The organism is Streptomyces endocoffeicus, assembly GCF_016741935.1.
Taxonomy (GTDB): Bacteria; Actinomycetota; Actinomycetes; order Streptomycetales; family Streptomycetaceae; genus Streptomyces; species Streptomyces endocoffeicus.
This window is the reverse complement of record NZ_JAERRG010000013.1, coordinates 167,647-180,776: the sequence shown is the minus strand read 5'-3', so window position 1 is coordinate 180,776 and position 13,130 is coordinate 167,647. Positions and strand designations below refer to the sequence as shown.

The 13,130-nt window shown below is 72.0% G+C and carries 9 protein-coding genes and 1 pseudogene; 4 read left to right on the top strand and 6 right to left on the bottom strand.

Annotation, left to right across the window (positions count from 1 at the left end; all coding sequences use genetic code 11):
* Positions 1-142 precede the first annotated feature (142 nt).
* Both JK364_RS29485 and JK364_RS29480 read left to right on the top strand, forming a co-directional pair.
* Complete coding sequence (locus tag JK364_RS29485; protein ID WP_201854371.1) at positions 143-817, top strand: CBS domain-containing protein; 675 nt, start codon at positions 143-145, stop codon at positions 815-817.
* Positions 818-907: 90 nt separating this feature from the next.
* The gene (locus JK364_RS29480; RefSeq protein ID WP_201854484.1) at positions 908-1,759 is read left to right on the top strand and encodes a universal stress protein; all 852 of its coding nucleotides are present in this window, start codon (positions 908-910) and stop codon (positions 1,757-1,759) included.
* Positions 1,760-1,833: 74 nt separating this feature from the next.
* Here JK364_RS29480 and JK364_RS29475 read toward each other — a convergent pair whose 3' ends face one another.
* The 4 genes and pseudogenes from JK364_RS29475 to JK364_RS29460 all read right to left on the bottom strand — a co-directional run bounded on the left by JK364_RS29475 (position 1,834) and on the right by JK364_RS29460 (position 7,179).
* Positions 1,834-2,595 (bottom strand): class I SAM-dependent methyltransferase, encoded by a 762-nt coding sequence (locus JK364_RS29475; protein ID WP_201854483.1) that lies wholly within the window; start codon positions 2,593-2,595, stop codon positions 1,834-1,836.
* Positions 2,596-3,225: 630 nt separating this feature from the next.
* Positions 3,226-3,423: pseudogene (locus JK364_RS55610) on the bottom strand (MerR family transcriptional regulator); the annotation flags it as partial.
* Positions 3,424-3,446: 23 nt separating this feature from the next.
* Positions 3,447-4,262, bottom strand: a complete 816-nt coding sequence (locus tag JK364_RS29465) for an alpha/beta fold hydrolase (protein WP_230992676.1) — start codon at positions 4,260-4,262, stop codon at positions 3,447-3,449.
* 598 nt (positions 4,263-4,860) lie between these two features.
* The gene (locus tag JK364_RS29460) at positions 4,861-7,179 is read right to left on the bottom strand and encodes a serine/threonine-protein kinase (RefSeq protein WP_201854369.1); all 2,319 of its coding nucleotides are present in this window, start codon (positions 7,177-7,179) and stop codon (positions 4,861-4,863) included.
* Positions 7,180-7,391: 212 nt separating this feature from the next.
* On the opposite strand from JK364_RS29460, the gene JK364_RS29455 reads away from it, so the two are divergent.
* Together JK364_RS29455 and JK364_RS29450 are read left to right on the top strand one after the other, a co-directional pair.
* Positions 7,392-8,387, top strand: coding sequence for a Ppx/GppA phosphatase family protein (locus JK364_RS29455; RefSeq protein ID WP_307841417.1), 996 nt, complete (start codon positions 7,392-7,394; stop codon positions 8,385-8,387).
* Positions 8,388-8,550: 163 nt separating this feature from the next.
* Positions 8,551-10,896: a glycoside hydrolase family 65 protein gene (locus JK364_RS29450; RefSeq protein ID WP_201854367.1), complete on the top strand. Its 2,346-nt coding sequence runs from the start codon at positions 8,551-8,553 to the stop codon at positions 10,894-10,896.
* A 7-nt stretch (positions 10,897-10,903) separates the two neighbouring features.
* Here JK364_RS29450 and JK364_RS29445 read toward each other — a convergent pair whose 3' ends face one another.
* Positions 10,904-12,064 (bottom strand): NAD-dependent formate dehydrogenase, encoded by a 1,161-nt coding sequence (locus JK364_RS29445; RefSeq protein WP_201854366.1) that lies wholly within the window; start codon positions 12,062-12,064, stop codon positions 10,904-10,906.
* Positions 12,065-12,181: 117 nt separating this feature from the next.
* Positions 12,182-13,114: a LysR family transcriptional regulator gene (locus tag JK364_RS29440; RefSeq protein ID WP_201854365.1), complete on the bottom strand. Its 933-nt coding sequence runs from the start codon at positions 13,112-13,114 to the stop codon at positions 12,182-12,184.
* Positions 13,115-13,130: the final 16 nt, after the last annotated feature.

Sequence of the window (13,130 nt, the reverse complement as noted above, 5' to 3'; positions counted from 1 at the left end):
AGGCTCATTCGGCGGCGCGGGCGAGCTGACAGGCTCGGTGCAGGAGCCGGGCTCGGTACAGGAGCCGGGCTCGACGAGGGAGCCAGGCTCTGCGACGGAAACACCGGCCGACCCACCGCGCGGGTGCGAGAGGAGTCGGAACATGCATCACAGAACGGTCGGAGACCTCATGACGCGCCCGGTGGTCCAGGCGCCCCGTGACATGCCGTTCAAGGAACTCGTGGCACTGCTCGCGGCGAGCGATGTCACCGCCGTGCCGGTCGTGGACGCTTCGGGACGCCCGGTCGGCGTGGTGTCCGAGGGCGATCTGCTGCGCAAGTCGTCCGGCCAGGCGGACCCCTCCGGTCTCCTGCCGGTCCCGCACCTGGAGGCGTGGGAGCGCGCGAAGGCGGAGGGGGCGAGGGCGGAGGAGCTGATGTCGGCGCCCGCCGTGTGCGCGCGTCCGGAGTGGACCGTCGTCGAGGCGGCCCGGGTGATGTCGGACCGGAGCATCAAGCGGCTTCCCGTGGTGGACGAGACCGACAAGCTGCTCGGCATCGTCAGCCGTGGTGATCTGCTGCGGGTGTTCCTGCGCCAGGACGACGCGATCCGCGACGAGATCGAAAGGGATCTGCTGCGGCGGACCCTGCGGCTGGCGCCCTCGGCCGTGACGGTCGACGTACGGGAGGGCGAGGTCACGCTGGACGGATCGGTCGAGGCCAGGAGCCTGGTCCCGGTCATCGTGCGGCTGTGCCGGGGCGTGGACGGGGTGGTCTCGGTCACCGAGCACATCGCCTACGGCACCGATGACACCGGCGGCCCCGCCCTGGCCGCGTGAAACCCGGGAACCCGGGAACCCGGAAACCCGGCAGGAGGCACCACCATGGAACAAGCCGCCGCGGAGCAAGCCGCCATGGAGCAAGCCGCCATGGAGCAAGTGGTCACCGTCGGGCTCGACGGCTCGGCCGAGAGCCTGGCCGCCGCGCACTGGGCCGCCGACGAGGCGGAGCGGCGTGAGCTGGCGCTGCGTCTGACGCACGCGTGGATCCTGCTGTCCCCGCCCACACCCGACAGCCCGGCGGCGGATGACCAGAACTACTGGTCGAAGCGGATCGTGCACGACGCGCACACCGAGCTGGCCCGTGACCATCCGAAGCTGACCATCATCGAGGACCTGGTGGCGGACGAGGCCGAGACGGCCCTGCTCGACGCGGCGGCGCACTCCCGCATGCTGGTGCTCGGATCGCGGGGGCTGGACCGGGTGGCCAGCTTCTTCCTCGGTGACATCGGGCTGCACACCATCGCCCGCGCGGAGCGGCCGGTGGTGCTGATGCGCGCGGGCCGGGAAGCCGACGGACACGAGCGGCGTGTGGTCGTGGGCCTGAGCCTGCACGGCCCGCAGGACAACCTCCTGGAGTTCGCCTACGTCACCGCGTTCACCCGCGATGTGCCACTGCACGCCGTCCACGGACGCAAGCCCGACCGGGCCCACACGGCCGCCGGGGGCGATGGCACGGCCCGGGACACCGTGGAGCGGGCGCGGCGGGAGCTGGACGAGGTGCTGCGGCCGTGGCGGGAGAAGTTCCCCCGGGTGCGGGTCGTCGACGAGGTCCGGTTGGAGAGCCCGGCCCAGGCCGTCGTCCAGGCCGCGGCCGACAGCGATCTGCTGATGGTCGGACGGCGCAAACACCCGCCCGCGCTGGGGCCCCGTCTGGGGCCCGTGGTGCAGGCGGCGGTGCACCACGCGAACTGCCCGGTCGCCGTCGTCCCGCATGAGTGAGTGCCCTCGACGTCGTGTGGCGCGGCTCAGGCCACCCGATACGGCCGCGGCCGGCCGGTGCGCCCGGGTGCTGGTCAGGGACGGGCGGCCACCAGTAGGTCCACCACATAGGTCTCCTCCACCTTCTCGTCCGGGAAGAGCTCGCGCAGCCGACCGCGTTCGTCGGCGAGAAACGCCTGGGTGCCGGCCTCTCCGAGGACGAGAAACGCCGAGTGACTGGTGAGGTTGGCCAGGTGGGTGTCGAGGGAGACGACGCGGCTCCAGCGCACATGGCGGCGGCTGACACGGAGATCGGAGAGGCCCGCGAGCTGGGCGGCGCGGCTGTCGTCGGGACGCACCTGAGGGGTCGACCCCACATCGGAGTGGGCCGCGACGCGCTCGGCCTGGGCGGCGATCCACGGCACGTCGTAGGCGGTGGTGTTCCACCAGACCGCCAGCGCGCCACCCGGCCGCAGCACGCGCAGTGCCTCCGGAACGGACCGGTCGGTGTCGGTCCAGTGCCAGGACTGCGCATACGTGATCAGGTCGCGGGAGGCCTCGGCGAGGGGCAGGGCGTTGCCGTCGCCCCGGACGATCGGCACGTCCGGAAGCGTCCGGCGGAACTGGGCCGCCATGCCCGCGCCCGGCTCGACGGCGATCACATCGGCGCCGCGCTCGCGCAGGAGGGCGGTGGCGATTCCGGTGCCCGCACCGACGTCGGCGACGCGGGCGCCCGCGAGAGGGCGCCCGGCGAGCTCCTCGACGGCGTCGAAGAGGGCGGATGGGTAGGAGGGTCGGTTCGCGGCGTACTGGGCGGCGGCCGCGTTGAACGAATGGGCACGCGAGGTGGCGGTCATCCCCCCATCCTCACCCGTTCGGCCCCGCCTGCCGAGTCCCCCGTGGTCCGGCCGCACCTCCCGGCCGACGCGCCCGACCTTGGTCCAGCCGGTCCAACCCCGCCGCCCCAGCAGCTCGATCAGCCGGCGGGCCGACGGCATGGTGTCGAACGCCAGGGTGTCCATCACCCTGACCAGCGGTGGCTCGATCTCGGCATCGTCGATGTAGTCCTCGCCCCGCTCCTCGGCCATCCCCGTGAGGTAGGCGGCCAGCTCGTCGGCCAGCCCCGCCAGCCGTGGATCGTCGTCGGCGCGGTCGAGCGCCCGGCCCAGGGTGCGGTAGAAGCCGATGAACCGCGGGTCGGCGATCTGCTCCCGCTTGCGCGCCATCCACTCCGGGACCCGCTCGGGTGCGTGCGCGGCCAGCGGGATCCAGCCGTCGCGCTCCACCTGGACGATCCGCTCGTCGATCCCGAGCGCCCGCAACCGGTCGAGAAACTCCACCACCTCCGGGGGCAGCGCCAGGCTGTCCCCGGCGGCCAGGCGGGCGATCCGCGCTCGGTGCCGCTGCCGCTCCCGGATCTCCGCCCGCAGCCGCTGGTCGATCTCCGCGACCGCCGCGGCGAACTCCTCCTCACCGGCCCGGAGCAGCTCCCGTACGCGCGCCAGCGGAACCCCGGCCTCGGTGAGGGTCCGGATCCTGATCAGCTCGACGACGGCGTCGGCGCCGTACCGCCGATAGCCGGAGTGATCCCGCTCCGGCTCCGGCAGCAGCCCCTTGGCGTGGTAGTGCCGCACCGCGCGCACCGTCACCCCGGCGTACGACGCCAGCTCGCCGATGGTCAGCATCGGACCAGTCTCCTGGAAGTCGTTTACGAGGCCACCTCGTCGGCCGGGTGGTGTGCGCTGCGGATGATCTCCGCGATCTCCCGGGCGTGGGTGAAGACCAGCTGGTGGCCGGTGTCGAACCAGGTCGCGGAGGTGTCCGGCCGCTCGTGCACAAGCCGGTCGATGCCCGCGCGCCAGAGCCGGTTGTGCCGGGGCGCACGTCCTTCGGTGCTGTCGCCCGCGATCGCGGCCGACATGACCATGTGGATCGGGCAGTCGATCCTCCGGTACCGGTCGAGGATTCCGGCCCGCACCACATCCATCTCCACCTGCAGCTCGAGGATGTCCCGGGGGCCGAGCAACACCTGACGCACGGTGCCCCTGGCCCGCTCGATCTCCCGCCACATGGCCGGGTCCTCCGCCATCGCGCGGAACTCCGGCAGATCGGCGTCGGTGATGAAGGGTTCGGGCAGCGGGTTCGCCCCGTCGATGAGGACCAGCCCGGCGACGGCCTCAGGGCACTCGGAGGCGTAGTGCACGGCCAGGTCCGCGCCCAGCGAGTAGCCCACCAGCACGGGCGGCGAGGGCAGGCCGAGGCGCCCCGACTCCGCCAGCACGGCGAAGAGGTCGCTCCGAAACGCGTCGAAGGAGTACCGGTCGGCGACCGAGGCGAGGCCATGGCCCCGGAGGTCGAAGGTCACCACGTCGTGGTCGCGCCGCAGGAGTTCGATCAGCTCGTGCAGATCGGCCTGGGTGGAGTTGAGGCCGGGGCACAGGACCAGCGGTCGCCCGCGACCGCCCCGGGACACCGGAATCGTGACACCGTCGTGGTGGACGGTGAAGTGGCGCGTCGTCGTCATGCCGCCCATGCTGCGAGGTTGCCCCTACGTCAGGGTCAACCACCACGGCGGCCCCCACCGCCGGCAGGCGCTCTACGGGGTGTCCGCCGCGTGGCGGGGCTTGGCCCCCGGACCCCGGTGTTTGGGGCGGATCCCCGGGGTCCGGTGTCTGGGGCGGAGCCCCGGTTGCGGGATCTGGGGCGGAGCCCCGGTTGTGGGGCCTGGGGCGGAGCCCCGGATGCGGGGCCTGGGGCAGAGCCCGGATGCGGGGTCTGGGGCAAAGCCCCGGACGCGGGATCTGGGGCAGAGCCCCGGTTGTGGGGCCTGGGGCGGAGCCCCGGATGCGGGGCCTGGGGCAGAGCCCGGATGCGGGGTCTGGGGCAGAGCCCCGGATGCGGGGCCTGGGGCGAAGCCCCGGACGCCGGGCCTGGGGCGGAGCCCCGGTTGTGGGGCCTGGGGCGAAGCCCCGGACGCGGGGACTGGGGCAAAGCCCCGGACGCGGGGGCCTGGGGCGGAGCCCCGGATGCGGGGCCTGGGGCAAAGCCCCAGTTACGGGACCTGGGGCAGAGACCCAGTTGTGGGAAGGGGCGGGGAGGGGATGGGCAGCCCGCCGCAGGCGTCACGATCCGCCGGACGCCGCCCCCTGGCTTGCCCGGTACGGGTTCTTCCACAGGTACACCTTGTGGTGCTTGGTGTCGTTGCCCGCGATGAGCCGACCGTCCCGGCTGAAGGCCACATCCTTGACCGTGCTCTCCGCCCCCTGCGCCCCGGTCGACAGAATGGCGCGTGGTTTGCGGCCGGCCACGTTCCACAGCATCAGTCCATGTGTGGCGGGGGCGGCGAGCGTCTTGCCGTCCGGGCTGAACGCCAGGTGGTCGACCCTCCCCTGGTAGGAGTCGCTGAGTGTGGCTCGCTGACGGCCGGTCTTCACATCCCACAGCCGCACCGTGTCGTCGTAGCTGCCGGTGGCGATTGTCCTGCCGTCCGGACTGAACGCCAGGCTCAGGACTCCTTGCGCGGGGGAGATGGTGACCCGTGGATCGTCCTGGCCGTAAGGCTCCGGGTCACGGTGTGCCACGTCCCACAGCCGCACCGAGTGTTTCGGGGTGAGGTTGCTGTCGGAGTCGTCGCTCGCGGAGGCCAGCGTCCGGCCGTCCGGGCTGAAGGCCACGCCCGTGACTTTGGCCTCCTGGTCGTAGTAGGCGAGTATCTCGTCCTTGCGGCTGTTGGTGTCCCACAGGTCCACCGAGCCGGCCTGGCTGCCGGTGGCGAACAGCTTGCCATCCGGGCTGAAGGCCACCATTTCGCCGGCATCGGCTCCCTGGAGGAAGCGAATCTGCCGGTGCTTGGCCACGTCCCACATGGTCAGCCAACCGGTCATATTGGTGGCCGCGAGGAGCTTGCCATCGGGGCTGAACGTCACTTCGCGGGTCGGGAACCCGCTATTGCCGACGCCGTCGCGTTCGGTGAAGGTGGCGCGTGGCTTGCGGTCGGCGACATTCCACAGTCGCACCTTGCCCTCGTCGCTGCCCGTGGCCAGCGTCTTGCCATCCGGGCTGAACGCCATGCCTTCGGTGTCCCTGGACTGCCCGGTGGGGCCGATGGCGGCCGTCGGCTCGAACGAGCGATAGGGGAGGCTGGGGCCGCGGTCGGGGGAAGAGCCGGGGAGGTAGACGGCGATCAGGACGACGGCGAGGACGAGGATCCCGACCCCGCTGAGCAGGACGGCCAGCCCCGGGGCGGGCGTGGTGAGCGGGTCCGGGACCGGCGGGTTCGGCGGGGTGTCCGCGCCCGGCGGGGTCGCGGGGCCGCTGGGAGAGGCGCCCCGTGCCGGGTCGGGCGCGGCCGGAGCGGACGGCGGCGGTACGGGGGCGGCGGGCCCGGACCCGCGCGGCGACGGTGATGTGCGTGTCTCGGCGTCGGGCGAGCCGGGAGTGCCCAGCGAGCCAGGGGCGTTGAGCGGGCCGGGTGCCACGCGCTCGGGCCCCGACGGCGACACCACGGTGCGGGTGTGGGCGTCGGCGATGGCGTCCGCGATGCCCGTCGTGCCGACCCGGCCGCACTGCTCGATGACCTGGGCGGGGGTCGGCCGCCGCTCCGGGTCCTTCGCCAGACAGTGGCCGGCGATGGCCCGGAGGGGCTCGGGGCAGCCGTCGAGGTCGGGAGCCTGCTCCAGGATGCGGTAGATGACGCTGTGGTCGGAGCCGCCGCCGAAGGCGAGCCGTCCGGTGGCGGCGAAACCGGCGATCACGCCGAGGGCGAACACATCACCGGCCTCGGTGACGTCCTGCCCCCTGATGTATTCGGGCGCCATGTAGGCGGGCGTCCCGGTGCGCATCCCGGTGGCGGTCACCGCGGTGACATCCGCGGCCCGCGCGATACCGAAGTCGATGACCTTCGGTCCCTCGGCGGTGAGGATGATGTTGGAGGGCTTCAGGTCACGGTGGATCACATCGGCGGCGTGGATGGACTGCAGGGCCTCGGCCACCCTGGCGATCAGCCCCAGCGCCGCGTCGGCCGACAGCGGCCCGCTTTCGGCGACCGCGTGCTGGAGGGACGGCCCGGGTACGTACGCCGTGGCCAGCCAGGGCTCTTCGGCCCGCAGATCCGCGTCCACGACCGGCACGGTGTAGAGGCCCTGGACCCGCCGGGCCGCGGCCACTTCCTGCTCGAAACGCTTGCGGAACGAGGCGTCGCCCGCGTATTCGCGGTGGACGACCTTGACCGCCACCGCGCTGCCGGCCGGCGTACGCGCCAGGTAGACGCGGCCCATTCCCCCCGCGCCCAGCACCGCCTCCAGCCGGTACGGACCGGCCGTGGCGGGATCCGCGGCCCCCAGGGGGCGGTGTGGTGGCGGAGCTGTCGGCCACCCCGGTGGCTGCCCCGCCCCAGCGGATGGAACCGCCAATCGACCATGGTCATGGTCCGGTTGGGACATGCTCCCCGTCACCCCGTCTCTCGCCGTTCGAGCGAGCGACAGCGTAAACGAACCCACCACCCGTAGCAGCTCTCCCCCCATACGAAGACACGAACCATACGAAGACACGAAGACCGGATCTCCGGACAGTCCGGACAGCGTCCGGACAGCGCGCGATCATCCGACGTCTGGAATATGTCAGGTGGGGGCACTCATCACGGATGCGCTGTGGAGTGCTCGACATCGGATCCCGTACCGTCCATCTCAAGATCGCCGACCTTTTCCCCGGTAGACCCCCGGAGCCGGTGGCCTCGTGGAAACAGCCGGTCCGCCTGGCCGACGCGACCGATCGCCAGGGGGTGATCCCGCGCGAGGCGGTCCGGTCCCTGGTCGGCGCCGTCACCGCGAGTGCCGCGGCCGCGTCCGCCCACCACGTCGACCATCTGATCCCCTTCGCCACCTCGGCCGTACGGGACGCGACCAACCGGGACGCGGTGCTCGACGAGATCGAGGCCGCCACCGGTATCCGCGTGGGTTTCATGAGCGGCGTGGAGGAGGCCCGGCTGACGTTCCGGGCGGTGCGCGGCTGGCTCGGCTGGTCGGCGGGGCGGATACTGCTCCTCGACATCGGCGGTGGCTCCGTGGAGCTCGCCTGCGGAAGCGGCACGGACCCCGCCCTCGCCGTCTCCCTGCCGCTGGGAGCCGACCGGCTCACCCGCCACCATCTGCCCGATGCCACGCCGGTGAGGAAGCGGGACGTCAAGGCGTTGCGCCGGCACGTACGCTCCGCCCTCGGCCAGGGCACCGCCGAACTGCGCGCACAGCCGACGCCCCTCTCCTGCGTCGCCACGTCCAGGACGTTCACCCAGCTGGCCCGCCTCGCCGGAACCCCGCAGCCCGGCAACGGTCTGCCCGCGGTCCACGGTCTCAGCCGTAAGGAGCTGGTGCCCTGGGTGTCACGGCTCGCGGTCAGAACGGACGGACAGCGGGCGAAGCTGCCCGGAATCTCCGCCTCCAGGGCGCGTCAATGCCTGGCCGGTGCCATCGTCGCGGAGGTCGCCATGGAGGTCATGGCGGTGAAACGACTCACCATCTGCCCATGGGCCCTGCGCGAGGGCATTCTGCTCGACCATCTCTCCCGCCTCGAGGGCAGACATCCGGAGTTCAGGACCACGCCGTTCACGGCCACGCCGCGCGCGATCCGCGCGCTCTCCCAGGGCGGCCGTTGAGCCCGCCGCGGCGCGCGGCTGACATCGCCGGGAGAGCCAGGAGAGCCAGTAGAGCCGGCAGAGCCGGCAGAGCCGGTAGAATCGTCAATACGGCGAAGTTGGGCATCCCGGACACAGCGCGCGGCGTGGCATCGGACCTCTACGAGCTGCTGGAGGGTCGCAAGTGATCAGCCACCATGCCTATGCCGTCGAACCGTGGTCTCTGCGGGAGACCGAGCTCAACCTGGACGTACTGGCCCAGAGCGAATCCGTCTTCTCGGTGTCCAACGGGCATGTCGGCTGGCGCGGCAACCTCGACGAGGGCGAGCCGCACGCCCTGCCCGGCAGCTATCTCAACGGTGTGCACGAGCAGCATCCGCTGCCGTACGCGGAGGGCGGTTACGGATTCCCCGAGTCCGGCCAGACGGTCATCAACGTGACCAACGGCAAGCTCATCCGGCTGCTGGTCGACGACGAACCGTTCGACCTGCGCTACGGGCGGTTGCGCTCCCATGAACGGGTGCTCGATCTGCGTACCGGGCTGCTCCACCGCGTCTGCGAGTGGACCTCGCCGGTCGGCAAGACGGTCCGGGTGCGCTCCACCAGGATGATCTCCTTCAGCCAGCGTGCCATCGCCGCGGTCGCCTACGAAGTGGAGCCGCTGGACGACCGGACGAACGTGGTCGTGCAGTCGGAGCTCGTCGCCAATGAGCAACTGCCCACGCTCAGCGGCGATCCCCGGGTCGGCGCCGCTCTGGAGTCATGCCTGCTGCCCGAGGAGAACTTCGCGCTCGACCTGCGGCTGCGCCTGGTGCACCGGACGGCGGTGAGCGGGCAGCGGATCGCGGCCGCCGCCGACCATGTGGTGCGGGGCCCCGGATCCACCCGGACCGCCGGCGAGGCCACCGATGACGTGGGCCGCGTGACCGTCACCGCCGTGCTCGACCCCGGCGAGCGGCTGCGCATCGAGAAGTTCGTGGCGTACGGCTGGTCCGGATTCCGTTCGCTGCCGGCCGTCCGGGACCAGGTCGAGGCCGCGCTCAGCGGTGCGCGCAACACCGGCTGGCAGGGCCTGGTCGATCAGCAGCGCGAGTTCCTCGACGGCTTCTGGCACCACTCCGATATCGAGGTCGACGGCGACGCGGAGATCCAGCAGGCCGTGCGCTTCGCCCTCTTCCACGTACTGCAGGCGGGCACCCGGGCCGAACAGCGGGCGATCCCGGCCAAGGGCCTGACCGGCTCCGGCTACGACGGACACGCCTTCTGGGACACCGAGGCGTTCGTGCTGCCACTGCTCACCTACGCCTCGCCGAACTGCGTCGCCGAGGCCCTGCACTGGCGGCAGAACACCCTGCCCGCGGCGCGGGAGCGCGCCCGGCAGCTCGGACTGCGGGGTGCGGCCTTCCCGTGGCGCACGATCGACGGCGCGGAGTGCTCCGGGTACTGGCCCGCCGGAACCGCGGCCTTCCACATCAACGCGGACATCGCGGCGGCCGTCATGCGCTACATCCGGGCCTCCGGCGACACGGACTTCGAGCGGCGGACCGGGCTGGAACTGCTGGTGGAGACGGCCCGGCTGTGGCATTCCCTCGGTCATCACGACTCCGGGGGCCGCTTCCACATCGACGGCGTCACCGGCCCCGACGAGTACAGCGCGCTCGCGAACGACAACGCGTACACCAACCTCATGGCCCGGGCGAATCTGCGGGCCGCGGCGGAGGTGGCCGAGCGCCACGCGGCGGAGGCCGCGGCGCTCGGTGTCGACGAGGCGGAGACCGCCGCATGGCGTGATGCCGCCAGGGCGATGTCCGTGCCGTACGTCGACGCGCTGGGCCTCCACGAGCAGTCGGCGGGCTACACCGGGCTCGACGTATGGGACTTCAAGGGCACACCACCCGAGCACTATCCGCTGATGCTGCACTTCCCGTACTTCGACCTGTACCGGAAACAGGTGGTCAAGCAGGCGGACCTGGTGCTGGCGATGTTCCTGTGCGGCGATGCCTTCGAACGCGACCAGAAGGCGCGGAACTTCGCCTACTACGAGCCGCTGACCGTCCGGGACTCCTCGCTGTCGGCCTGTGTGCAGTGTGTGATGGCTGCCGAAGTGGGCCATCTGCGCCTGGCCTACGACTACTTGGGCGAGGCCGCGCTGATGGACCTGGCCGACCTGGAGAAGAACACCCGCGACGGCCTCCACATCGCCTCCCTCGCGGGCACCTGGATCGGGCTGGTGGCCGGCTTCGGCGGCCTGCGCGACTACGGGGACGTCCTGTACTTCGCACCCCGGCTTCCCGAGAGCCTCCACCGGCTGGCCTTCTCGCTGCGGGTCCGGCAGAGCTGTCTGCGGGTCGACATCACGGGTCAGCAGGTCACCTATGCGCTGCGGCAAGGCGACCCCGTCCGGATCAGCCACGGCGGCGAGGTCATCACCCTCGCCGAGGGCGCCCCGCAGACCCGCCCCCTCGAGCCGCCCACCGCCCTCCCCGAGCCCGCCCAGCCACCGGGCCGACGTCCCGCGCCACGCCGCTGACACGAAATCAGGTGGTGACCGAGTAGGAGTGGGCTCCTGCCCCGGCCAGGGCGCCCCCGTCGACGATCAGGTACTCCTCGCGGATCGGGCGGCCCGTGAGCCAGGACTCCAGGATCTCGCGGGTGCCGGCCGCGTAGCGGGCCTGTGCGGAGAGGGAGGAGCCGGAGATGTGCGGGGTCATGCCGTGGTGGGGCATGGTCCGCCAGGGGTGGTCGGCGGGGGCGGGCTGCGGGTACCAGACGTCGCCCGCGTACCCGGCCAGCCGCCCGTCGCGCAGGGCGCGGTCGATGGCGTCGCGGTCGGCGATCCGCGCTCGCGCGGTGTTGATGAGGTAGGCGCCGCGCTTCATCGTGGCGAGCAGCTCGTCGCCGAAGAGGCCCTCGGTGTCCGGGTGGAGTGGTGCGTTGATCGTGACGACGTCGCAGTGCGGAACCATGTCGGCGGTGGTCGGATGGAAGGTGAGCCCCAGCTCCTCCTCCACCTCCCGCGGCAGCCGGTGCCGGTCCGTGTAGTGGAGCTTCACATCGAAGGGCGCGAGGCGGCGCAGTACCGCCAGCCCGATGCGTCCCGCGGCGACCGTGCCGACGTGCATGCCTTCGAGATCGTACGAACGGGTCACGCAGTCGGCGATGTTCCAGCCGCCGTCGAGAACCACCTGGTGTGCGGGCAGGTAGTTGCGGACCAGGGACAGCGTCATCATCACCACGTGCTCGGCGACGCTGATGCTGTTGGAGTACGTCACCTCTGCGACGGTCACCCCGTGGGCGATCGCCGCGTCGAGGTCGACGTGGTCGGAGCCGATGCCCGCGGTGATCGCCAGCTTGAGGTTCCTGGCGGTGGCGATGCGGTCGGCGGTGAGGTAGGCGGGCCAGAACGGCTGCGAGATCACCACATCGGCGTCCGGCAGCTCCCGGTCGAAGACCGAGCCGTCGCCGTCCTTGTCGGAGGTGACGACGAGGGTGTGCCCGGCCCGCTCCAGGAAGTGGCGCAGGCCGAGTTCGCCGGAGACGCTGCCGAGGAGGTGGCCCGGGGTGAAGTCGGTCGCCTCGGGAGTGGGCGCGGTCTGGCCGCCCGGGTAGTGGCCGATCGGCGGGAGGTCATCGCGGGCGTAGGAGGTCGGGTATCCGTCGGTGGGGTCGTCGTACAGGACGCAGAGCACCTTGGCCATGGTCGCGGCTCCTCAACTCCGTTGCTGCCTGGTGCACTTCACCATCCTCGGGGTCATTCGCCCCGGTCAAAGCGATCCTCGCTATGGCGGCATAGCCCGCTTCTATCAGCCGCTCCTTCAGCCGCGCCCCCCGAGGTAGGAGTGGAGCAACTCGTCCAGCGCGTCCCGCACCCCCGCCTCCCGGGCCACCGTCAGCAGCGCCTCGGCGAGCACGGACGGGGGATCGTCCTGGCCGGTGACCAGGCCGACCCGGGGCCCGCGTACGGGGCCGTCCAGCGGCACGACCCGCATCCCGGCGGGCACGCCGAACATGCGCAGCCAGGCGTGTGAGATCACACTGGACCAGCGCCCGCCGCGGAGGTGTGCGTACAGCCCCGCCACGCTGTCCGACTCGATCGCGGGCGTGGCGGTGGCGCCGTCGGCCGCGAAGTACTCGTTCATGATGCGGCGGTTGCGCATCCGCGGGACCAGCAGGCACAGGGGCAGGGACGCGGCCTGCGACCACCGCGCCTTCCGCGCGCCGGCCAGCGGACCGTCCAGCGGGGTGAGCAGGACGTAGCGTTCCTCGTAGAGGGTCTGGCGGCGGACGCCGCGCAGGGTGTCGTCGTCGAGGTAGGTCATCGCGGCGTCGAGTTCGAACTCGGTCAGCCCATGGGTGATGTCGGCCGACGACAGCGACTCGACACTGACCCGGGCCCGCGGATGGCGTTCGCAGAACGGGGTGGTCAGCAGGGACGCGGCGGGCAGCGCGGTCGGGATGACACCCAGCCGCAGGGTGCCGGTCAGGCCGCCGCGCAGGGCCGAGAGTTCCTGGAGCAGCGCGTCCCGCTCGGCCAGGATGCGGTGTGCCCACGCCAGCACCAGCTCGCCCTCCGGGGTCAGCCCCTCGAAGCGCCGCCCCCGCCGCACGATCGGTACGTCCAGTTCGTGTTCCAGCCGGCGTATCGCGGCGGACAGCGACGGCTGCGAGACGTAGCAGGAGGCCGCCGCGCGGGCGAAGTGCCGCTCCCTGGCGAGCGCGACGAGGTACTCCAGCTGACGCAGCAGCATGCACGGCCTCCGTGGG

What these genes read in the sequence shown, in the direction of transcription:
- JK364_RS29480 (WP_201854484.1), top strand. Translation starts at nt 908, where the DNA reads ATGGAGCAAGTGGTCACCGTCGGGCTCGACGGCTCGGCCGAGAGCCTG.
- JK364_RS29475 (WP_201854483.1), bottom strand. Translation starts at nt 2,595, where the DNA reads ATGACCGCCACCTCGCGTGCCCATTCGTTCAACGCGGCCGCCGCCCAG.
- JK364_RS29460 (WP_201854369.1), bottom strand. Translation starts at nt 7,179, where the DNA reads ATGTCCCAACCGGACCATGACCATGGTCGATTGGCGGTTCCATCCGCT.
- JK364_RS29440 (WP_201854365.1), bottom strand. Translation starts at nt 13,114, where the DNA reads ATGCTGCTGCGTCAGCTGGAGTACCTCGTCGCGCTCGCCAGGGAGCGG.
- JK364_RS29465 (WP_230992676.1), bottom strand. Translation starts at nt 4,262, where the DNA reads ATGACGACGACGCGCCACTTCACCGTCCACCACGACGGTGTCACGATT.
- JK364_RS29485 (WP_201854371.1), top strand. Translation starts at nt 143, where the DNA reads ATGCATCACAGAACGGTCGGAGACCTCATGACGCGCCCGGTGGTCCAG.
- JK364_RS29445 (WP_201854366.1), bottom strand. Translation starts at nt 12,064, where the DNA reads ATGGCCAAGGTGCTCTGCGTCCTGTACGACGACCCCACCGACGGATAC.